The 23307-nt window shown below is 33.4% G+C and carries 30 protein-coding genes; 20 read left to right on the forward strand and 10 right to left on the reverse strand.

The features are described 5' to 3' along the window. Positions 1-115: 115 nt before the first annotated feature. Genes ACODS7_RS15735 through ACODS7_RS15745 form a run of 3 tightly spaced genes read left to right on the forward strand, consistent with a single transcriptional unit; the run spans position 116 to position 1879 of the window. Positions 116-520, forward strand: a complete 405-nt coding sequence (locus tag ACODS7_RS15735) for a DUF350 domain-containing protein (protein WP_000220087.1) — start codon at positions 116-118, stop codon at positions 518-520. Between the two features lie 21 nt (positions 521-541). Continuing rightward, positions 542-1048 (forward strand): DUF4178 domain-containing protein, encoded by a 507-nt coding sequence (locus ACODS7_RS15740; protein ID WP_029443486.1) that lies wholly within the window; start codon positions 542-544, stop codon positions 1046-1048. A 12-nt stretch (positions 1049-1060) separates the two neighbouring features. Next, positions 1061-1879: a DUF4247 domain-containing protein gene (locus tag ACODS7_RS15745; RefSeq protein WP_016079958.1), complete on the forward strand. Its 819-nt coding sequence runs from the start codon at positions 1061-1063 to the stop codon at positions 1877-1879. A 296-nt stretch (positions 1880-2175) separates the two neighbouring features. Here the strand turns inward: ACODS7_RS15745 and ACODS7_RS15750 are convergent, their stop codons facing one another. Continuing rightward, positions 2176-3048 (reverse strand): YitT family protein, encoded by an 873-nt coding sequence (locus ACODS7_RS15750; RefSeq protein WP_000411240.1) that lies wholly within the window; start codon positions 3046-3048, stop codon positions 2176-2178. Positions 3049-3289: 241 nt separating this feature from the next. On the opposite strand from ACODS7_RS15750, the gene ACODS7_RS15755 reads away from it, so the two are divergent. After that, positions 3290-3619: a zinc ribbon domain-containing protein gene (locus tag ACODS7_RS15755; RefSeq protein WP_243168583.1), complete on the forward strand. Its 330-nt coding sequence runs from the start codon at positions 3290-3292 to the stop codon at positions 3617-3619. A gap of 74 nt (positions 3620-3693) precedes the next feature. Here the strand turns inward: ACODS7_RS15755 and ACODS7_RS15760 are convergent, their stop codons facing one another. Further along, the gene (locus ACODS7_RS15760; RefSeq protein ID WP_042969141.1) at positions 3694-4728 is read right to left on the reverse strand and encodes a YdcF family protein; all 1035 of its coding nucleotides are present in this window, start codon (positions 4726-4728) and stop codon (positions 3694-3696) included. A gap of 674 nt (positions 4729-5402) precedes the next feature. Between ACODS7_RS15760 and ACODS7_RS15765 the strand changes: the two genes are divergently transcribed. Beyond that, a complete protein-coding gene (locus ACODS7_RS15765; protein WP_003308072.1) occupies positions 5403-5636 on the forward strand; it encodes a spore germination protein in 234 nt (77 codons plus the stop codon). 309 nt (positions 5637-5945) lie between these two features. On the opposite strand, the gene cydB is transcribed toward ACODS7_RS15765, so the two are convergent. Next, positions 5946-6974: a cytochrome d ubiquinol oxidase subunit II gene (gene cydB, locus ACODS7_RS15770; RefSeq protein ID WP_043935220.1), complete on the reverse strand. Its 1029-nt coding sequence runs from the start codon at positions 6972-6974 to the stop codon at positions 5946-5948. Then, on the reverse strand, positions 6964-8313 hold the full coding sequence (cydA, locus tag ACODS7_RS15775) for a cytochrome ubiquinol oxidase subunit I (RefSeq protein ID WP_243168584.1): 1350 nt from the start codon (positions 8311-8313) through the stop codon (positions 6964-6966). The genes cydB and cydA overlap by 11 nt, the downstream gene beginning before the upstream one ends. Positions 8314-8537: 224 nt before the next feature. Between cydA and ACODS7_RS15780 the strand changes: the two genes are divergently transcribed. After that, a complete protein-coding gene (locus ACODS7_RS15780; RefSeq protein ID WP_000838168.1) occupies positions 8538-9101 on the forward strand; it encodes a beta-class carbonic anhydrase in 564 nt (187 codons plus the stop codon). Here the strand turns inward: ACODS7_RS15780 and yidD are convergent. Next, positions 9098-9334 (reverse strand): membrane protein insertion efficiency factor YidD, encoded by a 237-nt coding sequence (gene yidD / locus ACODS7_RS15785; RefSeq protein ID WP_000809334.1) that lies wholly within the window; start codon positions 9332-9334, stop codon positions 9098-9100. The two genes, ACODS7_RS15780 and yidD, sit on opposite strands and share 4 nt — an antisense overlap. A gap of 128 nt (positions 9335-9462) precedes the next feature. Between yidD and luxS the strand changes: the two genes are divergently transcribed. Then, entirely contained in the window at positions 9463-9936 is a 474-nt protein-coding gene (luxS, locus tag ACODS7_RS15790; RefSeq protein ID WP_001141371.1) for an S-ribosylhomocysteine lyase LuxS, read from the forward strand. A gap of 62 nt (positions 9937-9998) precedes the next feature. Here luxS and ACODS7_RS15795 read toward each other — a convergent pair whose 3' ends face one another. The 4 genes from ACODS7_RS15795 to ytzI form a co-directional block, all read right to left on the reverse strand. Next, positions 9999-10229 carry a YczI family protein gene (locus ACODS7_RS15795; protein WP_243168585.1) on the reverse strand — a complete coding sequence of 77 codons (231 nt, stop codon included), beginning with the start codon at positions 10227-10229 and terminating at the stop codon, positions 9999-10001. A 350-nt stretch (positions 10230-10579) separates the two neighbouring features. Next, positions 10580-10810: a DUF3953 domain-containing protein gene (locus tag ACODS7_RS15800; RefSeq protein WP_050844612.1), complete on the reverse strand. Its 231-nt coding sequence runs from the start codon at positions 10808-10810 to the stop codon at positions 10580-10582. 12 nt (positions 10811-10822) lie between these two features. Beyond that, positions 10823-11053, reverse strand: coding sequence for a DUF3953 domain-containing protein (locus tag ACODS7_RS15805; protein WP_043935223.1), 231 nt, complete (start codon positions 11051-11053; stop codon positions 10823-10825). A 1-nt stretch (position 11054) separates the two neighbouring features. Further along, positions 11055-11204, reverse strand: a complete 150-nt coding sequence (ytzI, locus tag ACODS7_RS15810) for a YtzI protein (RefSeq protein ID WP_000472791.1) — start codon at positions 11202-11204, stop codon at positions 11055-11057. A gap of 83 nt (positions 11205-11287) precedes the next feature. On the opposite strand from ytzI, the gene ACODS7_RS15815 reads away from it, so the two are divergent. The 11 genes from ACODS7_RS15815 to ACODS7_RS15865 all read left to right on the forward strand — a co-directional run bounded on the left by ACODS7_RS15815 (position 11288) and on the right by ACODS7_RS15865 (position 20418). Further along, positions 11288-11605, forward strand: a complete 318-nt coding sequence (locus ACODS7_RS15815) for a hypothetical protein (protein ID WP_000448409.1) — start codon at positions 11288-11290, stop codon at positions 11603-11605. A gap of 84 nt (positions 11606-11689) precedes the next feature. Further along, positions 11690-12169, forward strand: coding sequence for an antimutator 8-oxo-(dGTP/GTP)ase (gene mutTA, locus ACODS7_RS15820; protein ID WP_000276385.1), 480 nt, complete (start codon positions 11690-11692; stop codon positions 12167-12169). Positions 12170-12511: 342 nt separating this feature from the next. Beyond that, positions 12512-12682 (forward strand): hypothetical protein, encoded by a 171-nt coding sequence (locus tag ACODS7_RS15825; RefSeq protein ID WP_153577967.1) that lies wholly within the window; start codon positions 12512-12514, stop codon positions 12680-12682. An 84-nt stretch (positions 12683-12766) separates the two neighbouring features. Then, positions 12767-13273 carry a hypothetical protein gene (locus tag ACODS7_RS15830; protein ID WP_289666397.1) on the forward strand — a complete coding sequence of 169 codons (507 nt, stop codon included), beginning with the start codon at positions 12767-12769 and terminating at the stop codon, positions 13271-13273. Then, positions 13210-13980 (forward strand): type III PLP-dependent enzyme domain-containing protein, encoded by a 771-nt coding sequence (locus ACODS7_RS15835; RefSeq protein WP_289668895.1) that lies wholly within the window; start codon positions 13210-13212, stop codon positions 13978-13980. Before ACODS7_RS15830 ends, ACODS7_RS15835 begins: the two co-directional genes overlap by 64 nt. Continuing rightward, positions 13973-15193, forward strand: coding sequence for an arginase family protein (locus ACODS7_RS15840; protein ID WP_061667118.1), 1221 nt, complete (start codon positions 13973-13975; stop codon positions 15191-15193). Before ACODS7_RS15835 ends, ACODS7_RS15840 begins: the two co-directional genes overlap by 8 nt. Then, complete coding sequence (locus tag ACODS7_RS15845) at positions 15156-16319, forward strand: diaminopimelate decarboxylase family protein (RefSeq protein WP_029443478.1); 1164 nt, start codon at positions 15156-15158, stop codon at positions 16317-16319. The genes ACODS7_RS15840 and ACODS7_RS15845 overlap by 38 nt, the downstream gene beginning before the upstream one ends. Continuing rightward, a complete protein-coding gene (locus tag ACODS7_RS15850; RefSeq protein WP_224980929.1) occupies positions 16306-17787 on the forward strand; it encodes a hypothetical protein in 1482 nt (493 codons plus the stop codon). Before ACODS7_RS15845 ends, ACODS7_RS15850 begins: the two co-directional genes overlap by 14 nt. A 15-nt stretch (positions 17788-17802) precedes the next feature. Further along, positions 17803-18762, forward strand: a complete 960-nt coding sequence (locus ACODS7_RS15855) for an ABC transporter ATP-binding protein (protein ID WP_243168586.1) — start codon at positions 17803-17805, stop codon at positions 18760-18762. A 157-nt stretch (positions 18763-18919) separates the two neighbouring features. Further along, the gene (locus ACODS7_RS15860) at positions 18920-19522 is read left to right on the forward strand and encodes an ABC transporter permease (protein ID WP_254905504.1); all 603 of its coding nucleotides are present in this window, start codon (positions 18920-18922) and stop codon (positions 19520-19522) included. A gap of 17 nt (positions 19523-19539) precedes the next feature. After that, positions 19540-20418: a GNAT family N-acetyltransferase gene (locus tag ACODS7_RS15865; RefSeq protein ID WP_061667122.1), complete on the forward strand. Its 879-nt coding sequence runs from the start codon at positions 19540-19542 to the stop codon at positions 20416-20418. Between the two features lie 370 nt (positions 20419-20788). Here the strand turns inward: ACODS7_RS15865 and ACODS7_RS15870 are convergent, their stop codons facing one another. Continuing rightward, the gene (locus ACODS7_RS15870; protein WP_029443473.1) at positions 20789-21457 is read right to left on the reverse strand and encodes an HAD family hydrolase; all 669 of its coding nucleotides are present in this window, start codon (positions 21455-21457) and stop codon (positions 20789-20791) included. A gap of 247 nt (positions 21458-21704) precedes the next feature. Here ACODS7_RS15870 and ACODS7_RS15875 point away from each other — a divergent pair, with 247 nt between their 5' ends. Beyond that, entirely contained in the window at positions 21705-22817 is a 1113-nt protein-coding gene (locus tag ACODS7_RS15875; protein WP_029443472.1) for a hypothetical protein, read from the forward strand. A 229-nt stretch (positions 22818-23046) separates the two neighbouring features. Then, on the forward strand, positions 23047-23274 hold the full coding sequence (locus tag ACODS7_RS15880) for a hypothetical protein (protein WP_000849112.1): 228 nt from the start codon (positions 23047-23049) through the stop codon (positions 23272-23274). The last annotated feature ends 33 nt before the right edge of the window (positions 23275-23307 follow it).

Below are 23307 nucleotides of genomic sequence, written 5' to 3' on the forward strand. Positions count from 1 at the left end.
GGTGGGGGGAGATCTACTGCCCGTAAATGCCCGATTGGTTCAACTAATAATCAGCGGGGAATGAACACCTCCCCACTGATTAAAGTTTCACTTTATATTTAGAGGAGGTTTTGCAATGACATGGATGAATGTAGTTGCCATGCTTGTATGGACTGGAGCGAGTGCAGTACTTTTATTTGCAATTATGTGGGTTGATTCGATTTTTACAAAATACAATGATTTAAAAGAAATCAAAAATGGAAATACAGCTGTAACAACTCGTTTTATTATGAAATTATTTGCACAAGGGTACATTTTATCTCAATCGATAACGAAAGCAAATGATTTATGGCAAGCACTTCTTGCATCAGCAGTTTCTTTCGTTATTTTATTAGTGGTAGAAATGTTTATCGAATTCGTATTAAAGAAAATGTCTGGTCTTGATTTAGAAGAAGGTACGAAAGAAGGTAGCGTTGCACATGCGATGTTAGCCGGATCATTACATATTGTTGGTGCACTTATTTTAGGTGCTTGTTTATAAAGAGAAAAGGAGGGGTAGATCATGAGTTTATTTAAACGAATTAAAAATATAATGAAAAGCCCAGAGCCACCGAAGCCGGAAAAGAGTCTTTTAACGTTAGCTCCTGGTGATATGATTGAAGTTTCATTAGTCATGTACGAATTAACTGGGAAAACGAGTATGCATTCTCGCAAGGAAATTGTTTTAACACTGCAAGACGGGAAAGACATTCGTTATTTAAAAATTGAAGATCGTGAAAATACGTATTACAAATTATATACACCAATTGATGGTCGCTTAGATTCAATTGAGGAAATTCCGACGACAATTGAAATGGATGATACAGAGTACCATATGGAAGAACAATATACCGGACGTGTTGTTGTGATGGGGAAAACACCATTCTCAGCTTCAGAGGAACAGTACGTCTGGGAATTCCAATCAGATAATCGAAAATTATTGCGTATTGAATGGCAAAATGGTCGTACAATGATGTATGAGGGAGAAGCAATCATTCCTGCTGATGTACAAATTATAAGAGCAACGTAAGGGGGCGTAATCATGTCAAACCGATTGTTTACCATGATTAAATCGTTTGTGATCCCTATACTTGCTATCGTTACATTACTTGTTGTTGCTGGTTATGCCTTATCAGGTTGTCAAGGCGGGCAGACAAAGTCGATTCAAGACCGTTATCCACTTGAATCTGTTGCTAAGGAAGGTAAACAAGAATCTTACGTGTATAGGGCCGCCAATCGGTCAGTTCCTGAAGTCGCGAAGGAACTTATAGCCGAAAGGAAACCGAAACAAGCATCTAAAGAAGACGAAAATCAAATGTTTCTCGTTTATTCGGATAAAATGTATAACCTTCAAAAGGATAAAGAGAAACCATCTGATACGTTAATTGAAGTGAGTAATGAAGAATTTGTCCGTCAAAATTACCAACCGTCCTTCTTGCAAGGATATATTATGGGTAGCATATTAAACGATATATTCGGTTCAAGAAAATCATCGCCCGGTGATTATCGAGGATATAATGACAGACAAAATCATAAACCAGTTATTCCAGAGAGACCACCTACGAAAGAAGAAAAGAAAACCCCACCTCCAATTACGAAGGAAGGGAAAGGGTCTATCATTAAGCGAGGCGATAATGTAGATTCGAAACCATCAGTAGGTGATAAGGGAAGTATTACTGAAAAAGGAAATAATACGACGCCTCCACCTTCTACTGGAAGCAAAGGTAAAATTACAAAAACACCAGGCGGTTCAAGCGGATCAGATGTGAAGCCGAAATCTTCTATTAAAACTCCGCCAAGAAATACATCACCCCCGAAAACAAGGGTTGGTGGTTCAGGGAAAATTACGAAGAGAAGATAGTAGAGAGACCGAAAAGTGTGAGTTGCTTTTTGGTCTTTTTTTTCTGGGGATTAATTCCTTTTAGATGGTGCGATCTAGGCATAAGGGGGGAAAGTAAAAATATATCAGCGAGTATTAGAATATATCGACCGTAATTCAAAATATATCAGCGAGTATTAGAATATATCGACCACAACTCAAAATATATCAGCGATTATTGAAATATATCGACTTACCGACAAAAACTGACAACTATAGCAACTTAATAATAAAAAGAGGGTGTGCCAAAATTTGGCATACCCTCTTTTACATAACGATTAATGAATATCACGTTTCTTGAAATTACCGCCTTTTACTTCTGCTACGTCATAAACTGTAATAAAGGCGTGTGGATCGATTTCATTAATAAGTTCTTTCATTTTACTTTCTTCTAAACGGTTAATTACGCAAGAAATTTCTTTGAATTTCTCTCTTGAATAACCACCGTATACTTCGTTATATGTTGCACTTCTGCCTAAACGATCGCGAATTGTTTCTACCATTAATTCAGGCTCTTTTGTAATAATTTTAAATGCTTTCGAACCACTTAAACCAACTTCAACAATATGAATCACTTTCGAAGCGATAAAGTAAGCAATTGCCGAGAGGATAGCTCCTTGAAGACCGAATACTGTTGATACGAAAATAAATACGAACATGTTTAAGAATAAAATAAGGTCACTCGTTCCAAATGGTAACTTACGAGAGAGCAATACAGCTAGCATATCGATTCCATCTAATGCGCCACCGTTACGTAATGCTAGTCCCATACCAAAACCGATGATAATACCACCAACAACTGTAACTAATAATGTATCGCCTTCAATAATAGCTGGTATTCCGTGCATGACAACGGTACCTATTGCTAATGAAGCAATTCCGATAATAGAATAAATCGCGAAGCTTTTACCAATTTGCTTATATCCTAACCAAACGAAAGGAATGTTAATAACTGCGATTAGAGCTCCTAATGGCAATCCAAATAATCTTGAACTAACGATACTTAAACCAGTCACACCACCGTCTGATACGTTATTTGGAATTAATACTGCTTCTAATCCGTACGCTGTGATAAATGCCCCAATAATAATCATCAAAGCTTTCGAAGCAATTTTTAGCTTATTGGGCTTGTTTTTGATAATTTTCTCCATATAATTTCCTCGTTTCAAACTAGTTTCTTGTTTGTTACATAATTCACACCTAAATTTTATTTTAACATTTAATTTGAAAAATTTCTCCTTTAATGGATGTATGCAGGGAATATTATGACCATATTATTATTTTAAATACAACTGTAGAAGAGTAGAGAGTGGTCATAATTTTAATATGAAAAAGTAGAATGAATAGTATGGATATATACATTTGGGGCACTAACCTTAGGGAGGGGATTCTGTGGGATACTGTACGAAATGTGGAAATGAAACGAACGAGGGCAATAAATTTTGCGGACAGTGCGGGGAGAGTCTTAGCTATAAAACGGTAGAGGGAAGTTTTCCAAATAGCAGTTCTAATAGTAGTATAGAAGTTTTTTCTTTAGTTGGTTTCATCACTGGATTAATATCTTGGTTTATAAACTTATGGGGGCTTATTGGTAGTGTAGCTATCGTATTTTCTATATTGGGTTTAAACAAAAAAGTGACAGGTACGAGTAAAATATTTGCTATTGTTGGATTAGTTTCTGGAATAATTAATGTGTTATATGCTGTTGCGTTACTTATTTAAATCTGATGAACTGAAAGATATAAAAAAGGCCCCCTTTGTATAAAGCGTTCAGGGGACCTTTTATTTAATAGCTATTAAGAAACAATAAAACTAAGGGCTGTTAGGAATAAAGCGAAACCTAAAATAGTTCCACATATTTTCATATGGCGCTTACGTCCCATTACGACAATCGCAACATATTCACGGATCATTGCGTTAGGCCAGTAATAAAAGGCTGTTTTTGATCCGATCCCTTGGCTGTTAAGACCAGCTTGTCTTGCATATATACCAGCGCGGAAAAGGTGAAAATTATTTGTGGTAAAAATACTTTTATATTTACCTTCAGGCTTTAAAGAATCCATAATTTCTTTAGAGAACAACATATTTTGATATGTGTTTACAGAGCGATTTTCTTGCACTGTATGTTCAATCGGAATGCCTTTTTCAACAGCGTAATTTTGCATTGCTTCTGCTTCAGGAAGTCCTTCATCTGGACCTTGACCGCCAGAGAAAATAATTGTTGGTGGTGTATTCACAGCAGCTTGTTTCCAATAAAAGTCGATAGCTTTATTAATTCGGCTTGCAAGTAAAGGTGGTACTTTATCATTAATTAAGCCGCTACCGAGAACGATAATGAAATCTTGATTACGTCTTGGTCTGTTGAATTGGTATAAAAAATATGCGCTTAAGAAGTTAGATAAATGCACAAAGAAATACATAGTTATAAGAGAGATAGCAGCAAAGATAAATTGAAAATGCTCTGAGAATAAATTTGCTGGATTTATGATAGGGAGCATTATAAAGAATAAAATCCCTAAAGCAGCAATTAAAGTTAAAGAGTTTGTGAAGCGTCTTCCTTCACGTTGCATTAAAATTTTTGCATTAAGAAAGAGTCCAAACATTAAAGCGACTATAGCAAAAGGAATCATTACAAGTAGTGCTAACATGGGGATGATAACGATGAAATGTAAATCGTTATTACCAGACTCAAATGAGGCTATAGCGCAAAATAATAGAAATGAACAGATAAAGGCATTAAATAAAAAGCCGTTTATTATTTTTCGCGGATCTTTTAAATAGGAGATAAGAAAAATAATAAATAATATAAGGGGAATAATTCCGAAATACATCATAAATATAGTACACCTCAATTTGTATAAGAATTTGACATACCTTTTATATTACATGATTTTATAAGTGAAAATGAAAGAAAAAGGATTTTGAATTTTCTCAATAAAATATATAGATACGTATGTTACAATATATTCAAAGCGATATATTAAAAGTAAAATGGTTGAAAAGGCACTCAGTAGAGTGCTTTTCTTTTTGTATGCAATTGTGCATATTATATTTTTTTTCAAATGAAGAGGATTACAATATAAGTTGTAGACAGACTTTATAAAGCAGAATTTAATACAAACATTTCCCTCGACTTTTTGTATCTAACAATCGTATAACAATAAAGAATTCTGTTTTATAGTGTCTGTTTTGAAAGGTGTCTTTTTGAAGGCGCCTTTTTGTTATTAGTATAGATAGTTTTCACTGTTGGTATAGTGGAAACTATCTATACTAAACATTAGCAATCTTCCGTATAAATATTATCAATTTACTATATATTCCAGTGGTGTTAACCTACATATGAAAGGCTTTCTTTTTCAAAATATTACCCCTAATAAAATTTTGAAGAAGTCAACTGTCTCCAAACTTGTCTTTATGCTTAAAGAAAAAGCACTCAATTTGAGTGCTTTTTCTTATTGAAACATGCTATTTTTCTAGGCGATTTTCATAAAATAAAAGTAAAGAAATGAAAGTGGGTGACAAAATGCCGGCAGTTGTGGAAGGTGTTATTATTGAAAACTGTAATGGAACAATTAATGTAGGTGATAAATATAACGTACAGCCGATTGAAAAGACGAAAGCTTACAATGGATCGGGATCATCAAATACAGGAATGAAAGTACAAACGTTTAGCGGGATTAGTACGGCGGATGTAAGGGATAATGATGTGTATGATCAAGTTATTCAATCAACGTTATAATTTTAAAATGCAAAATTGCATAAAGTAACATGTTTGTTGTATGTTACACTTTAGCTGTGAGCTGTTAATGATTCTTCTGTATTATAGTTGTTAGATTGGAAATATAACATCTTATCCCGCATTAACGGACAGTAAGACTCCCACTTCAAGAGTCAGCTGTAGTAAAGAGGTTAAGAGGAAGATTAACTGCCCGTAAATGCCCGATTGGTTCAACTAATAATCCGTAGGGGTGCCCCCACGGATTAAAGTTTCACTTTATCGAAAATCATACATGAAAAAGACACTTCAACCGAAGCGTCTTTTTTTATTTTAATGATACCCTTTAGCAGAGTCTTTATGAATTTTATTTTTAAAGATACTGTAGCTCCAAAGCTGATATCCAATAACGATTGGTACCATGACCATTGCAACGAAGAACATAATTTTTAAGTTTAATTGACTACCGGCTGCGTTGTATAACGTTGTACTGTATGCGTCGTTAATACGAGATGGTAACATTCTTGGGAACATACCTGCAAAGCCAGTTGTCATAAACATTGCGATTGTTAGGCAAACGAATGTGAATGCAAGGCCAATTTTATGTTTGTACACCATAATAAGTGCGAGTACACTCATTAGCATTGCAAGTACTGGAAGAATGAATAGTACCGGATATTCCGTAAAGTTTTGGAATAAGTTTGTCCGATTAGCAGTTGCTACATAGAAGATAGCTAAAATAATAGCTGCTGCCATTGAAAACGGTCTTGCGATTTTATAAGCACGGTCGGATACTTCACCAGTCGTTTTAATCATGACCCAAAGGGCACCAGAGACAACGAATATAGCAGTGAAGAACAACCCTCCTAAAATACCGTAATGGTTTAGTAAGCTAAGTAAATTTCCTTCATAGCCATTTTTTCCGATTTGTAGTCCGTAATACAAGTTAGCAAATGTAACACCGAATAAAAAGGCGATTAAGAAACTCCCAATTGTAAATGCCCATTTACAAGTTTTTTGCCAAATTGGTGAATCATCTTTATGCATGAATTCCAGTCCAGCGGCACGAGCAAACAGTGCAAGTAATACTAAGAATAACGGTGTATAGAGATAACTAAACATATTGGCATATGTGACTGGGAAGGCAGCAAATGTTGCACCACCAGCTGTAATTAACCATACTTCATTACCGCCCCAGAATGGGCCAATTGCTTCTTGTAATTGATTTCGTTCTTGTCGATCTTTCGTAACGAAAGGAAAAATCATTCCGTTACCAAGTGCATACCCGTCAAGAATGAAGTAAACTGTCCAAATCACGCCCCATAAACCAAACCAAATGATTGCAAGCATATCATGAGACATGAGCCACGCCTCCCTCAGTAGCAGGATCTTCTAATGCTGCAGGTCCTTTTTTCGCGAACTTCAGCATTAAGTATACGTCTGCGATTAAAAGTAAAGTGTAGAACAAAATTAAACTAATTAATGAGAACCAAATTTGCGGGACAGATATAGGTGATACAGATTCTGCGGTACGCATTAGTTTATATACTGTCCAAGGTTGACGACCTACTTCAGCGACAATCCAGCCAGCATTAATCGCAATGTATGGAAGTAAGACAGACCATATTGTAATTTTTAAATAACGTTTTGAGTTTTCTAGTTTTCCTTTTCGGTTTAAATAGAAGCCATACCAAGTTAATGCCATAAAGAACATACCAAGTGCAACCATTAAGCGGAAGCTATAATACACGAGGTTAACATTTGGACGTTCATCTTTCGGAATATCTTTTAAACCAACAATTTCGCCATCAAATGAGTTTGTATAGAAGAAGCTTCCGAGTTTTGGAATCGTAAGGAATTCAAAGTTTTTCTCATTTTTCACATCAGGAATTTGAACAATTGAGAAGCCTTGTCCTTTTCCAGTTTCCCAAACTGCTTCCATCGCAGCTCCTTTTGCGGGTTGATATTTAGCTGCTGATACACCAGATTGATGTCCCATAAACGGTGTAATTGTTGCGGCGAATAAGCCTAACATTAAACCAAACTTAAATGATTTTTTGAAGAATTCCACTTCATTTTTACGCAATAAGTGATAGGCACTAATTGCCATAACGAAGAAAGCACCTACGATATAACAACCAATGACAGTATGGAAGAACATGTTCCAAGCATATGGATTTGTAACGAGTGCCCAGAAATCATTTAATTCAGCGCGGCCATTACGTACTACATAGCCAACAGGGTTTTGCATAAAACCATTTGCTGTAATAATCCAAAGTGCGGAAATATTTGTTCCAAGTGCAACCATCCACATACAGAAGGCACGGAACTTTGGTGAAATTTTGTCTTTACCGAATAACCATATTCCCATGAAAGTAGATTCTAAGAAGAAGGCAACAAGTGCTTCAATTGCAAGAGGTGATCCAAAAATGTCTCCCATATATTTGGAGTACTCAGACCAGTTTGTTCCAAATGGGAATTCCATCGTAATCCCGGTTATAATCCCCATTACGAAGTTAATTGTAAATAATTTACCCCAGAAATTTGCCATTTTACGGTATGTTGGATTCAATGTGCGGGCGTATTGAGTTTCCATACATGCTACTAAAATGACAAGTCCGATTGTCAAAGGTACAAATAAAAAGTGATAAAAAATAGTAATTGCAAATTGAAAACGACTCAGTAACAGAACGTCGGACATAATGAATATTCACTCCTTTTTTACATTATCTACAATCAGTTTATAGTGAAAATACGTTTAAAATAGAGGGGACTTGTTACAAAGGTGTGTGTATATTTTGAAAGAATTATGTCGATTATCTGAAAACATCCTATTTTTACTATAAAGCAATATCCTTTTTGAGTTTTTTAAATTTTGGTACACTATATAAGTAATGTAAATGAGAGAAAAGAGGGTTTTTTATTATGAAGTCATTAGAAGAGATTTTACAATACAATGAAAAATTCGTTGAAGAGAAAAAATACGAAGAGTATGAAACAGGAAAATTCCCGAATAAAAAAATGGTAATTATCTCTTGTATGGATACTCGTCTTGTTGAATTATTACCAAAAGCAATGAATATGCGTAACGGTGATGTGAAAATTATTAAAGTAGCAGGAGCTGTTATCTCACATCCATTCGGAAGTATTATGCGTAGTATTTTAGTTGCTGTATATGAACTTGGTGCTGATGAAGTTTGTGTAGTTGGTCACCACGATTGCGGTATGGCAAAAATTCAGGCAAGCAGTACAATTGAGAAGATGAAAGAGCGCGGTATAACAAATGAGAAATTAGATACACTCCGTTATTCTGGAATCGATTTAGAAAGATTCCTACAAGGATTCTCTAGTGTAGAAGAAAGTGTAGAACATAGCGTATCGATACTTCGCAACCATCCATTACTTCCAGAAGAAGTACCTGTTCATGGTCTTGTTATAGATCCTGATACAGGAAAATTAGATTTAGTTGTGAATGGTTACGACAATTAAGAATTTACTTTGTCATCCTTTTTATCTGGGACAGGATCAAATCCTCCCGGGTGGAAAGGGTGACATTTTAATATACGCTTACAAGTAAGCCAAAAGCCTTTGAGTGCACCATGTTTTTGAAACGCTTCTAATCCGTAATGAGAACAAGTCGGATAAAAGCGGCAAGTTGGTGGTGTCATCGGAGAAATGAACTTTTGATAAAAGCGTATAATCCCAATAAAAATCTGTTTCATAATGGTCTCCTTTTCAGCATAGTCTTAAAGTATTATAGCACGACTGTACATAATACTTTACTAATGTGCATTTCCGTTATATCATATTGGATATAACGGAATTAAATTAAAAGCGGGAGAGATGTTGTATGCCATCAGTAGAAAGCTTTGAATTAGATCATACGATTGTAAAGGCACCTTATGTAAGACATTGCGGAGTTCACAATGTAGGTAGTGACGGTATTGTAAATAAATTTGATATTCGTTTCTGCCAACCGAATAAACAAGCAATGAAACCAGATGTTATTCATACGTTAGAGCATTTATTAGCATTTAATTTACGTAAATATATTGATCGTTATCCGCATTTTGATATTATCGATATTTCACCGATGGGCTGCCAAACAGGATATTATCTTGTAGTGAGCGGAACACCGACAGTACGAGAAATCATTGATTTATTAGAATTAACATTAAAAGATGCGGTTCAAATTACAGAAATTCCAGCTGCAAATGAAACGCAATGTGGTCAAGCGAAGCTTCACGACTTAGAAGGAGCACAACGCTTAATGAACTTCTGGTTAAGCCAAGATAAAGATGAACTTGAGAAAGTGTTTGGATAAAATAAAAAACTGCCTGTGAAAGGGCAGTTTTTTATTGTATTAAGAGCGAACATGTTCTTTTTTTATGAAAGTATAATAGACACTCCAACATATAAAACAAAGGCAGAACAGAGAAAATAAACAAATGCTTTCGTTTTTTGCTGCTCTTTTATTTCATCGATTCCAAAAAGGATACACATAATACTTAAAAGGATAAACACGTAAGGTAAAAGAATAGTGAAGTTTGCAAAGAAGCTAAATAGGGCGAGAGAAAGAGCGATAGTGGCGATTATAATTTGAATGTTTTTTAACATGGAATCCCCCTTAAGTAGAAAGAAATAGTTACTGAGAGAAAATAGTTCTACATGCTAAATTGGTCGGAAATTCATTTTACATATAGCGAAAGTAATACGATATTAAAACGAATAATATAAGACCAGAAACGAAAAAATACGGGATACTCATTGATTTTCGGCCAGATTTCAATTCATTAATTCCTAGAAGAATAAAGGAGCAACTGAGAATAAATTGTACGTATGGGAGAAGTGAAAAATTATCGGTAACATGGATATAAGTATTTAGAGTGAGTAAGAGAAGCATGAGAAATGCTAAAAAACTCCGTAATATAGTTAGAGTTAGCATTGTATAGCCTCCTTTAGACCATTTATCGGAATATTTCTGTGAAACCAATAAATAAAGCAGCGGCACCTGCTAGTAGAGCGAGCACACTACCTCCTGTTTGCCGTTTTAATATTTCCTCTAAACTTATGGTGAGGCCCATAACTCCTAAAGAGATAAACATATACGGCATTATTTCTCTATTACTAGTAAAAAATCCATAGATTGCTATACATAAAGCAATAAGTGATAAAGTAATCCGTACTCCTTTTATCATAAAAGACCTCCTCTATTTTATGTAGGTAATGATGAGAACAATCCAACTGAATGCTCCAGCAGCGATACAAATAACCCCAGTTCCGGACTCCTTTTTCTTTATTTGTTCAAATGCGATGAGAAACATTAAAGCCCCTAATAGAAATTGTGAAAGAGGTAAAAAATTATTTTGACCTGTATATAATCCAATTGCCGACATAACGATCACAGTGAGTGCTACTATGATGCGAAGTATACGAAGCATATTAGGAATTCTCCTTATTCTTTTTTGTATAAGGATTATCTTCTAGTTTATCGACCGAATGTTTATAAGCGTAGCCTTTATTAATTGTCATGATGGAGAGTACAAGGATGATTAGGACGATGATAATACCGATAATTAATATTTTGAACATAAAACCCCTCCTTTTCTTTATTTTACATAATTTTGTAATTGATGAAAACAATAGAAAATAAAAGGATGAAAGAAGGGTGTTACATGGAGACGAAAAAAACATATTATATATCAATAGGAAATGGTCAAATTTCACAAGTGAAGACGGCGGATACGTATAATTTTGAGATTTCCGCAAATGATGAGGAAATTACGGAATTAAGAGAGCACTTTGATCAAGCATATGTAGAAGATTTAGGGTCATTTGTACGCTCCCACGTTCCATTCGTTGAGTATCATCACGATTCAAATAATGACCGATATGATGAACAACTACAAAAAGCATATAAAATGATTTACGATTTAGGAAATCATGAGACGAAAGAATTAGTCGCGCAAATGGGAATAATCAATGGATTGTAATTGGATAATATTATGCAGAAAAGCGAGAATATGCTACAATTTGTGGTAGGAAAAACTTGTAACCATCAATAGGGGAGTAATGGCATGTACAAATTTAAAGATTATTACCACAACACTGTACAATTATCGTTTGAACGTTATCCATTTTCTCCTGAGCCAAAGCATGTTTGGGTTGTATGCCGGTACGGGGATCAATGGTTATTAACGCATCATTTACGTCGCGGTCTTGAATTTCCAGGTGGTAAAGTAGAACTAGGGGAAACACCGGAAGAAGCGGCAGTTCGAGAGGTTCATGAAGAAACCGGCGGCATAGTTTCTGATTTAACTTACTTAGGACAATATAAAGTATCTGGAAAAGACAAAATAATCATTAAAAACATTTATTTTGCAACAATTAGTGCGGTAGAAGAACATACGCATTACGAAGAAACGAAAGGGTCTGTTTTATTAAAAGACATTCCTGACAACATTAAAACGAATAGAAAATTTAGCTTTATAATGCGCGACGATGTATTGGCGCGTACGATGAAACATATAGAAGAAATCGGCTGTTTTACGAAGTAAAGTAGCCGGTTTCTTTTTTTGTGGGCATTATAAAAGATTACGCCATAAAAAATAGTGAGCGATTTGATTTAAGAAATTATTTATAACATATTTTGTTTTTTCAATAAAAAACAGAATTTTCTGTCATAAATAAGTCTTAATTGAAGGTAATATAAAATATAAAACTGGAATATTTTTTGAATTATTTGATTTTTTTCCTTATAAACCAAATAAAAGTTAAAATGTTTATCAACATATTGGATATTGAACCAAAAAAAGGAAAACGCTAATATGAGTATATATTATCCAAATAGGTAACAATGTTTGATAGATCTCGTTGAAAAGAAAAGGGAGCGGATAAATATGAGTTTAAGAGATTTAGAGAATAAATTGAATGCTTTAAAAGTTACAGAGGAAATGGAAATTGAGTTAGAAACTAATGGTGTTCCTGTTTTTGAAAAACAAGGAGGATCAGGGATTAATTTAGATTTAACGATGCTGGGAGGTTCTAGGCCTCGTACAGATCAGATTTAATAGAAAAAATTAAGTGTAAAAAATAAAAAATAATATTCAACGAGATCTATGAGATATTGAAGAAATATAAAGGGAGGTAACAAAGTGAAAGTAAAATCTAACGAAAGTATTTTAGAGCCGCTATATTCTCAACCATCCTCTAAGCTTTATGAAGTTGCATGCGATGTGAATACACCTGCAATTATATATGATTATGCTGGTATGAAAGATGTAGTTGATAGAATACAAGAGGATCTGAAAGAACTCCCCCATGCAAAATTAAATCTTGCTGTAAAAGCTACACATACTCCTGAATTATTATCTTTATATGCGAAATGGGGACTAGGGTGCGATGTAGCAAGTCTAGGAGAATATGAGCTTGCAAAGAAGGCTGGTTTTACTGAGATAACTACGACAAATCCAGCTTATAGTTTGAAGGATATGAGAGTTTTCATGAATGAAGGGATTACTTTAGACATTGATTCTATTTCACAGTTGATTTTATATGGGAACATTTTCCTAATACGAATGTTGGAATTAGAGTTAGAATTCCGCTACCAACTGAAATTGAGTCTGCAGCAACATTTGGAAAAGATAGTAGATTTGGCATAAATATTCTTGACGATAGATTGGAAAAAAATATAAAAAAATTCAATTTAAATATAACAAGGTTACATGTTCATACTGGACAAATGACACCTCAATCGTTGCTCTATAAAGCTGATTATTTATTTGCCGTTGCAAGTTATCTTAGTAATGTCGAAGTTCTTGACTTTGGAGGAGGAATGTTTCATTTTTATGTTGATCGTGAAAAGGCTAGGAAAGCTATTTCTAGTTTAAAAGAGAAAGTAGTTAAGTGGCAGAAGGAAAATAATAGGAAGATACATATACGTTTTGAACCAGGAGGAGCGTTATTATCAGGTTGTGGATATCTAGTTACATCTGTGATGGCAAGCGAGTTTCATACCTTTTTTAATAAGAAAGTGATTACTGTGGACTCTTCTGCTTGGAATTTAGCCCCCTGGCATAAACCTAATCTTATTAGCCTAAATAAGAAGAATAAGAAAAAAGAAAAAATTTTAATTGCAGGAAATACCTTATATGAAGGGGACTTTTTTGGGAAAGATATAAACGGGAATATGATGGATTTTGAATTAGAGAATTTAGATGTTGGAGATAAAATTTTGTTTACTGCTTCTGGGGCATATACCATGACAAACTCTAGAAGGTTTAACTGTCTACCTTTGCCAGGTGAATATTTATTGTTGGAAAATCAATTAATTCGCATTAATCACTCTGGAGGAAGTCGATATGAATAAATATTATAGAGTAAAAAAAAGTTTAATTATTAAAGAAGAATTAAATTATCTCACCTTATGGGATTCTAAAGAAGGCTGGGAAATAAATGTAGAACAAAGCTCCTTAGAGTGTATTAGGGCGTTTTATTTGCCAATAACAAGAGATGCTGCACATAAATTATTACTTAATCGGTTTGATTTAACAAGTGAGCTATTGGATTCAATGATAAACTCTTTACTTGAACAGGGGATAATTGAAGAGTTTACCCCGGAAGCAGAAACTTTTAGAGGAGGGAAAGGAGGTATGTTTAATTCAGAAGTGGTAACGCTGTCTGAATGTATGAATGGAACATGGTGCAATATAGCTTTTATAGGGATGCCATATGACCTTAATGTAACGTATAGACCAGGTTGTCGATTTGCACCAAGATATTTAAGGAAAGTAAGTGGAGCTGTATATCAGCATAACTCGCGGTCCTTATGTGGAGTTTATGATCCAATAAAAGGAAAAAGGATTTTTGAAAATGTAACAATGGCGGATATTGGCGATATTCAATCAATTGTATTTGCTAGAAATGGTAAAGAGTTCGATGCGTTGGAAGAGACTGTGTTTCGTTTGGTCAATCATAATGTTTTTCCGGTAACAATAGGGGGAGATCATTCAATTACTCTACCATGCCTAAAAGGAATAGTGAGAGCGAAGAAAATAGGTGTTATTCAATTAGACGCACATTCTGATTTTGGATTAAATAAGTTGGATAACTGGAGAGATTCGGTACACCACGGTAATTTTATAGATGCAGTTCTTGAGGAAGAGGGTATCGAAGAGGTTATTCAAGTTGGTATTAGACAGTTAGTTGAGAATCAGCTAACACATGAAAAGGTAAAACAATGGCCTGGAAAATCAATTTTGAATAATTTGAATGAATTTGGAGATGTGTTAAATAAAGAATTGCAATATTATATAACACTTGATGTAGATGTATTTGATTCAGCGGTAATTAAGTCTACAGGGACGCCGTTACCAGGTGGATTTAGTTATGATGAAATGATAGAAATATTAGAATTTATAGTTGGACAGGTAGAGGTTATTGGTCTAGATATAGTTGAATTATTACCAGAGGAATCTGAGACTGAGGGGATTACTATCTCAAGAATTATCATAAATATATTATCTAATATAATGGAGAGAAAATATGAGTATTTATCCAGAAATACCACAGTTGTTAATTAATAAAAACTTTGATATACAAACCCCTGCAATCATTTATGATGTTGAGGCAATTAAATATGTAGTGAAAAAAATAAAGGATAACATTAGTAAAATACCTAATACTCATATTTGTTTTTCTGTCAAAGCAAATAGGAATATTTCTCTATTGAAAACTTTAGTGGAACTAGGAATTGGTGCGGATGTTGCGTCTATAGCAGAGTTAGATGTTGCTAAAAGTGCCGGATTTCAACATATCTACGCTACCTCTCCATCTTTTTCAAGTAATGAAATAGAGGTTTTATACAAAAATGGAATTATCCCAGATTTTAGCACTGTATCACAACTTAAAGAAGCGCTGAAAAATGGGAGTGTTGAAAACAAGATAGGGTTGAGAGTTAAGTTTAAATTAGATTTACTAGATTCAGAATTAGAAACCACCTTTGGAGAACAAAGTCGTTTTGGTATTGATGTATTTTCTTCAGATATAAAAATGTTATTAAAAAAATATGGACTTAAAGTGAAGCAAATACATGTGCATTTGGGAGAGATAAGGAATTCAAATATAATGTCGCAAGTAGCGTTGGGAATGGAAAAAATGGTGGAAATGTTTCCGGAAGTCGAGGTTCTTAACTTTGGTGGAGGATTAACATATTTATATTCTGATGAAAATGAGGTTACAAAAACCTGGGATATCTTAGAAGGTGTAATTAAAAGGATAAATAAATTATTAAATAGACAAGTGAAAGTAATAATAGAACCTGGGATGTTGTTAATGGCCATGTGCGGATATCTTGTTTCGACAGTGCTTACTTCAGACGTAGAGGGGAATCATAGGATAGTTACTTTGGATAGTTCAGCATGGAATTTAATGTATTGGACTCCGCCTATCTTGGTATATACGTACACAAATAATCTTATAAAAGACATGCATAAGATTTGTGGTTCTACTTGCTATGAGAAAGACATATTCATTCAATCAAATTATAATGAACGTTTAGATATTGGGGATCGGGTGTTATTAGCTCCAGCTGGGGCATATGTAACTAGTATGGCTAGAAATATGCACGGTTTTCCCTTACCAGATGAGTGGATTCTTAATAATAATAGATTGTATAGAGTAGGAGGAAGAGAAGTTGGCGTTAACTGAATTTTCTAATGATATAGTTTTATTACAAGAAATAGAGGATTTAATTTCAATATATTTTTCTCTAGGTATGGAAGGGCATCCTTACTCAGCAAAAACAAATGGTTGGCTAGAATCCGCAGTTCACTTAGGTAGGCAAATTAGTGAAAAGAAAATTGGGACATTTGAAGATGAAATGCATCTGGAAAATTTAAGCATGCAATTAAGAGTTTTATGGATGGAATTTGTCCAATTTACTACTAATAAACATATGAAGTCACCTCCACTGGGAGAAGTAAAATATTTACCCTCACAAAATAAGATAGATTTTAGTTATGAAAGAAACATAGAGCCGGTTCATTTAGAAAGAAAAGCTAATTTATATCGTGAAAAACATGATGAATGGGAATGTGATCATGTTTTCGCTTCAAGTGGGATGGCTTGTATATCTACTTTTTTACAAAGTTTTTTTGGAATGTCAAAGCCAACACAAAAACAACCATTAAAATTATGCACATGGGGAGATTATTTTGAAACTCGTGTATTGCTAGATTTATACAAAAGGGATTCTATTGAAATTCAAAATTTTAAAACCCAAAAAGAATTTGAAGCAAGTATTAGTCGATTTGATCTTTTCTTTATAGAGCCGGTTCGTTATAACTGGTCATTAGAGGTGTTTAATTTTGTTAGCTTTATAGATAAGTTAACTAAGGATACATCGAGAAATTTAAAGGTTTTGATTATAGATACTACTTTAAACGGGAATACATTAAGAGTGATTGAGTTGTTAGAAAAACTCAAGGCTATTCCTAATTTAATATTTGTACATATTCACTCTTGTTTGAAGTTAGATCAGCAAGGTATGGAATTTTCAAATTGTGGATTATTAAGTGTTTATACAGTTAAGGAAAATAATCAAATACCATCAGCAAAGAATATTTGTTCTTATATTAGAAAAGTACGAACGTTATTAGGAACAGGACTAACTTATGAAGAAATTTCTTTATTAGATAATAAATTTTTCTTAAATAGAAAGGGATTTTCTATTTATTGTAATAGAGTATTTAAGAATAATGAAGATTTAGCAAAATCTATTTGTAATAAAGGTATTTTTAATAATATTGCATACCCATCTCTTATTTCTACAGAAAGTTGGGCAAAAGCTCCTTTTGTTGTTTTTCATTTAAAAGAAGATACATTGGAAAATTACGGTTGGTTACTTAGTATTGTAAATTATGAAGCGAAAAGGAAAAAAATCCCCTTTGTAATGGGCTCAAGTTTTGGGTTTAGAACTCATCGTTTTGAGGTGATAATTCCAAATTTAAAACAGGGAAAAGGATTATTTAAAGTGGCTATGGGGGTTAGAGAAGGTCCTACTAAAGAATATGTTATTAATCTTTTAATGAGAATATCAAAATATAAAAACTTAGAAGAATTAAAATTAGCATATCCCAAAGTTACTCCTATTAATTTAAAGGATATAAAAGCATAAAAGTGAGGAGAAAAAATGATAGAAGTTATAAAAGTAAAAAAAACGTATAAAACTAGAAATAAACAAGTAGAAGTATTAAACAATATCTCTTTTAATATTGGAAAAGGGGAGGTCGTTGGGCTCTTAGGTATCAATGGGGCTGGAAAAACAACATTAATAAAATGTCTATGCGGTCTTATAGAAACCAATGAAGGGGATATAAGGATTAATGGTATATCTGTAACACACAAAAATAAGAAAGCGCTGAAACATATTAGTTCTGTTTTAGAAGGTAATCGTAATTTATATTGGCGTCTAACAGTGAAAGAAAATATAGAATATTTTTTGGGGAATCGTGGAATATCCCGTGGTCATATTCAATCTCGAATAGATTACTTTTTAGAAAGATTCCAATTATACGAGAAGAAAAATGAACTTGTAAAAAATCTTTCTCGTGGTATGCAACAAAAAGTAGCTATTATTATTGCACTTATGGCTGATACAGAAATTCTATTATTAGATGAACCAACTCTCGGACTTGATGTGGAATCTAATAATGAAATAAGAACATTTTTAAAAGAAATCGTGAATACAGAAAATAAAACTATATTAATTAGCTCCCATGATATGAATTTAATTCAAAAGTTATGTGATCGAGTTGTAATTATTAGTAATGGAAGAATTATAACAAATGACACCGTTTTGAATCTAATGAATTTATTCCAAGTTAAGTCCTATCAATTTATTACCAGTATACATCTAAAAGAAACATACAGGCAAACTCTATACAAACTAAATGATCCAATTCACATAATTGAAAAAGATGGAAAAGATATTATTAAAGTAACAATATCTAGCAATGATGATTTTTATTCTATTATGAATTATCTAAAGCAATTTGATATTGAAATAGAGTCTATTGAGAAAGATCAAGTTAATTTTGAGGAAGTATTTTTGAAGCTAATAAAGGGTGAGGTGGCATATGGGTCTATATAATATCTTTATTTCCAATTTACGAAGGGAAGGTATAAATATGTTACGCTATCTTCCTAACACAATAAGTGAATTGGTTATATTTTACTTGGTTTTTCTTGGATTTTTTTTAGGTATAACTTTAGTTGGTGATCCTAATACAATAGAGCATAACATACAGTTGGTAATTTTAAATTATGTTTTTTGGTTTCTTATTTTAACGGTAACACAAGGAATCGGTTGGGAGATATCGAATGAGGCAGGACAAGGAACATTAGAACAGCTATATTTAACACCGTATAAACTTTCTTTTATATTACTTACAAGGATGATAAGCACAATATTAATTAATTTGGTGACTATATCTTTTTTGTTATTTGGTGCTATGTTAACAGCAAATCAATGGCTAAATATTGATTTAATTTCTATATTACCTATTTTATGTATTACATTAATAGGCGTATTTGGAATTGGTTATGCGATAGCTGGAATTACAATGATTTTAAAACAGGTGGATTACATCTTACAATTATTTCAATTTATTATTATGGGTCTGACATTTATTCCGTTAACGGTAGCTCCCTTCCTAAAATACGGTCCGTTTATGTTAGGGTTACAATTGATTAGGGATATAGCCATAAATAAAAAATCATTGTTCTCTATTGGGGGAGCAGAGTTATTATTTCTTATAGTAAATGCATGTATCTATTTAGTTATAGGATTAATTGTATTTTGGAGATGCGAAAAAATCGCTAAAAACAAAGGTCTATTTGGACATTACTAGATAAAGGAGAAGAATAGATGACTAAGTATAAGAGAGAAAACAGAGAGTTAACTAAATTAGCTTCTTATATTGCGACTTTAAATCAAATACCAGAATATCATGTTGGTTATTGTGGGATACAAAAGGATGAAATAAAAAGCACTTTAGAAAATGAATTTTCTGACTGTAGTTTTGAAAAATCGTTTACTATTCTGTATGAGGATTTAGAAATTGTTGGAGCACTTGGTTTTGATGTAGATAGTGACACTAAAACAGCTGAAATTTGGGGACCTTTTATTCATAAAGAAGAGCAGTGGGAAAGGCTAGCAGCAAAGCTGTGGAAAATAGGAGTATCCAAATTGGAAGGAAGTGTACATACATTTAATGGTTTTTTTAATAGGAAAAATAAAAATGTAAAAAAATTTATGAACGATTTAGTTGTGGATAAACAAGGAAAACATGTGATTTTAAAAATACACCCCTCAAATTTCGTGTATTATCCTAGTTTAGTAATAGAACCAATTACATCTGGGTTTTATGAAAGTTTTATTAAGTTACATGATAAAGTATTTCCAGATACTTATTATAGTGGAGAAGCAATTATTAATAGAATAAATGAGGAAAATAAATTATTCGTTTTTAAGAAAGAAGGCCTTTTGTTAGGGTATATTTATATTGAAGGGAGCCTGGAATTTAAAGAGGGAAATATAGAATACATTGCCGTCCATCCTTCAGTGCGAAATAAAGGGATTGGCTTAAAACTTTTAAACTATGGATTGTATGAATTATTTAGCTTTGTAAAAGTAGAAGAAATTTCTATTTGTGTGAATGCAGATAATGAACAAGCAATCCGTCTATACAGAAGCGCAGGTTTTTCTATTACAGATGAAATGGATTTCTACAGTGTAAAATTATGACACCTAGTAATGGAATACAATTTTCTTTATGATAAAAACGAAAAGTAAAATTAAAGTTAAAGTTGGTATTACGGATATGTTTATAGACTTTGTTTCGTACAATGCAAAAAAGAATATATAAATATAGATTCTTCTATTAATCCTAATTTTATATAAAAGAGGAGAAAATCTTTGTGGATTACGCAACATTTTAAAGAACATAAAGTAGGAAGCCGTAGCATAAATGCTAGGCTTTTTTTATAAGTAGAAAGAATGGGAAGAGAATAGAAAAAAATTCATGAGATAGAAGCTAAAATAAGGGAAGCACATCTTATCAACGTACAGTTTTATAAAAAATTTCTAGTTATAGATTAACCAAGTAAGCAACAGTTTACCGTTTAAGCTCCACCTCTAAAAACGAAAGCACCTCCAACAAATCATCTACGATACGTGAATGCTTAAAATCACCCCAAAACGAATCTTTTTTCCAAACACCAAGAATTCCTACTTGTTCAGAACCAAGCACATCGTTTTCTGGATGATCTCCAACATAAAGACATTCTTCTGCCTTAACATCTAGTTTTTGCAAAGCACGTTCGAAAATTTCAGGGTGAGGTTTTTTAATTCCTTCAGCTTCTGAAACGAGAATGGTGTTTGTATACGTATGTATATGTAGTGCTCGAAGGTTGCTCATCTGAAATTCAGTAAAACCATTTGTGATAATACCAATTTTAATGTTTCGCTGTTTTAATTGTTGAAGTAGTTCATGCGTGTTTTTGAAAGGAATACAATGATGTTGGAAGTTTGTAATATAGTCGTGTAGCAGTTGCTCTTGCGTTAAAGTAGTAATGTTGTATTCGGAAAGGAGAGTAGCATATACTTTATCCTTCCACGTATAGCCATTATTATCGAGTTCAAGAAATCGAGAACAATACTCTGATTTCTCTATACTCATCAAATGTGAGGAGAAGCGATTATATTGCTCACAAATAAATTGTTCTAAAGATTGGCGCCGATCTAATAGTGTTCCATCTAAGTCGAATAAGATTGCACGAATCATGGGAAACCTCCTTACAGTTTTTATCCCGCTATTTGCCGGGCAGTAAGACCCCCACCTCAAAATTCAGCGGAAGCAAAGAAGTTAGGTGGGGGCCCTGCTGCCCGTAAACGCCCGATTGGTGAGGGCTGATAATCAGTGGGGGATGAACAAAATCCCCACTGATTAAAGTTTCACTTTATAATTAATTATCGCATATTCACAAAAAAATGATTATGATATTTTGTAGAATGGAATAATGGGGGATTGTATGAAGAAACTGTATGGCAAGTTAGTGTGTTGTATTATAGCAAGCAGTTTAGTTGCAGGATGCGATAGTGCTATCGAGGTTACGAAAGAAAAAGAAATTTGTAAAACAGAAGAAGATTGCACGCAAATAGGAGATAAAACATTACAAAAAGTATATAAAAAGATAGAGGGACTTTCAGAACTTGAAAAAGTAGAGGATTATGACATAGAAGAGTATGAAAGTATGAATATGAAAGAGGCGGAACAGAAAAAAGAAGAGGATGACAATTACTTTTTTTTAGCTTCTTATTATATCGATGATGATGAAATTGTAGATCCTTATTTTGAAAAATTGGATCGTAAGAGATTGAATAAAGTTTTTGCAGATGACGAAGTAGCAAAAGATGATTTGTTAAGTCAGCGACAAGATAGAGAGTATCATGAAACCTTATGGGACATGTATCGCACTCTCGTCCCAGTGAAATATCGTGAGAATATAACAGGATTTGGTCTAATAACAGATGGTTATGATGGCGTTGTTGCCCATGTCATGCCAAGTATGGATGACCCGAGAGATTGGGTGCTTAGTTTAGATGTGCTTGATTCTGGGGTGAATATAGATGAAGTGATGAAAACATTAATTCATGAAACGGCTCACGTATTAACGATTGGACATAAACAAGTACCAGTGGATAGAAAGTATTTAGAGGCGTTTGATGAAGAGAAAGACATTTCATCATATCGAAATAAATGTAAAACGGTGTTCGTGAAAAATGGATGTGTGAGAAAAAGTTCGTATATTAACCAATTTTATAATGAATTTTGGAAACCAATTGAGCAAGAGTGGACAGAAAAGAAAGTAGAAGAAAGTGAAGAGGCACAAATTGAATTTTATAAAGAAAAGCATGATGATTTTGTATCACTATATGGAACAACAAATGTAACGGAAGATATCGCAGATACATTTACAGCGTTCATTTTACAAGATTCAAAAAAGGTGAAAGAAGGTACAGAGTTAAAATATAAGAAAATTGCTTTCTTCTATCAGTTTCCTGAGCTTGTAAAAATGAGAGCGGAAGTGCTGTCGGGATTATATGATGTTTCAAAAACGATAGAACAACAAAGTGGAGACTAATGTGAGTTATGCTTTCGATATAGTTTCGTTAAAGAAAAGCGTGAAGAATTTTTAATTCTTTGCGTTTTTTCTTATGTTGATAAAATTGAAAATTCTGCATTTTAATTAAAAAGAAGAAGGAACTGGAGGCATAAAAGAGAATTAGTATAAAAATGTCACAATTTAGACACAATTATAATGCGCGTGTTGTAGGGACTATAATTTTACTCTCGAGGAGGTAATGAAACGTATGAAAACGATTCTTGCTGTTGCTGGTCTCATTTGGGTAATGTCTCACGGTTTTCCGATTTTTGAAGGGGAGCAAATTCGTAGTGCTTTGAATGAAAAGTTTAATGATTATCATGTGATAGATCGAAAAGATAATGTCGTTACAGTACGTGTGAAAGACTGTTTCCATACAGTTACGGTTGCGGATGGAAACATTACAAATGAAACGAAAATGTGTGATAAAAGGTAAAAGAAAGAAGCTGACTATAGCGCACTGTTTTGA

The organism is Bacillus sp. FG16 (assembly GCF_057809515.1).

Excerpts from the sequence above, each read along its gene's own strand:
- ACODS7_RS15795 (WP_243168585.1), bottom strand. The coding sequence starts at position 10,229 with ATGTTAAAAAACATTCAAATTATAATCGCCACTATCGCTCTTTCTCTC.
- ACODS7_RS15760 (WP_042969141.1), bottom strand. The coding sequence starts at position 4,728 with ATGTATTTCGGAATTATTCCCCTTATATTATTTATTATTTTTCTTATC.
- ACODS7_RS15855 (WP_243168586.1), top strand. The coding sequence starts at position 17,803 with ATGATAGAAGTTATAAAAGTAAAAAAAACGTATAAAACTAGAAATAAA.
- mutTA (WP_000276385.1), top strand. The coding sequence starts at position 11,690 with ATGTACAAATTTAAAGATTATTACCACAACACTGTACAATTATCGTTT.
- luxS (WP_001141371.1), top strand. The coding sequence starts at position 9,463 with ATGCCATCAGTAGAAAGCTTTGAATTAGATCATACGATTGTAAAGGCA.
- ACODS7_RS15805 (WP_043935223.1), bottom strand. The coding sequence starts at position 11,053 with ATGCTTCGTATACTTCGCATCATAGTAGCACTCACTGTGATCGTTATG.
- ACODS7_RS15825 (WP_153577967.1), top strand. The coding sequence starts at position 12,512 with ATGAGTTTAAGAGATTTAGAGAATAAATTGAATGCTTTAAAAGTTACA.
- ACODS7_RS15815 (WP_000448409.1), top strand. The coding sequence starts at position 11,288 with ATGGAGACGAAAAAAACATATTATATATCAATAGGAAATGGTCAAATT.
- ACODS7_RS15875 (WP_029443472.1), top strand. The coding sequence starts at position 21,705 with ATGAAGAAACTGTATGGCAAGTTAGTGTGTTGTATTATAGCAAGCAGT.
- yidD (WP_000809334.1), bottom strand. The coding sequence starts at position 9,334 with ATGAAACAGATTTTTATTGGGATTATACGCTTTTATCAAAAGTTCATT.
- ACODS7_RS15735 (WP_000220087.1), top strand. The coding sequence starts at position 116 with ATGACATGGATGAATGTAGTTGCCATGCTTGTATGGACTGGAGCGAGT.
- ACODS7_RS15780 (WP_000838168.1), top strand. The coding sequence starts at position 8,538 with ATGAAGTCATTAGAAGAGATTTTACAATACAATGAAAAATTCGTTGAA.
- ACODS7_RS15765 (WP_003308072.1), top strand. The coding sequence starts at position 5,403 with ATGAAAGTGGGTGACAAAATGCCGGCAGTTGTGGAAGGTGTTATTATT.
- ACODS7_RS15865 (WP_061667122.1), top strand. The coding sequence starts at position 19,540 with ATGACTAAGTATAAGAGAGAAAACAGAGAGTTAACTAAATTAGCTTCT.
- ACODS7_RS15800 (WP_050844612.1), bottom strand. The coding sequence starts at position 10,810 with ATGATAAAAGGAGTACGGATTACTTTATCACTTATTGCTTTATGTATA.
- ACODS7_RS15845 (WP_029443478.1), top strand. The coding sequence starts at position 15,156 with ATGAGTATTTATCCAGAAATACCACAGTTGTTAATTAATAAAAACTTT.
- cydA (WP_243168584.1), bottom strand. The coding sequence starts at position 8,313 with ATGTCCGACGTTCTGTTACTGAGTCGTTTTCAATTTGCAATTACTATT.
- ACODS7_RS15750 (WP_000411240.1), bottom strand. The coding sequence starts at position 3,048 with ATGGAGAAAATTATCAAAAACAAGCCCAATAAGCTAAAAATTGCTTCG.
- ACODS7_RS15880 (WP_000849112.1), top strand. The coding sequence starts at position 23,047 with ATGAAAACGATTCTTGCTGTTGCTGGTCTCATTTGGGTAATGTCTCAC.
- cydB (WP_043935220.1), bottom strand. The coding sequence starts at position 6,974 with ATGTCTCATGATATGCTTGCAATCATTTGGTTTGGTTTATGGGGCGTG.
- ACODS7_RS15740 (WP_029443486.1), top strand. The coding sequence starts at position 542 with ATGAGTTTATTTAAACGAATTAAAAATATAATGAAAAGCCCAGAGCCA.
- ACODS7_RS15840 (WP_061667118.1), top strand. The coding sequence starts at position 13,973 with ATGAATAAATATTATAGAGTAAAAAAAAGTTTAATTATTAAAGAAGAA.
- ACODS7_RS15745 (WP_016079958.1), top strand. The coding sequence starts at position 1,061 with ATGTCAAACCGATTGTTTACCATGATTAAATCGTTTGTGATCCCTATA.
- ACODS7_RS15870 (WP_029443473.1), bottom strand. The coding sequence starts at position 21,457 with ATGATTCGTGCAATCTTATTCGACTTAGATGGAACACTATTAGATCGG.
- ytzI (WP_000472791.1), bottom strand. The coding sequence starts at position 11,204 with ATGTTCAAAATATTAATTATCGGTATTATCATCGTCCTAATCATCCTT.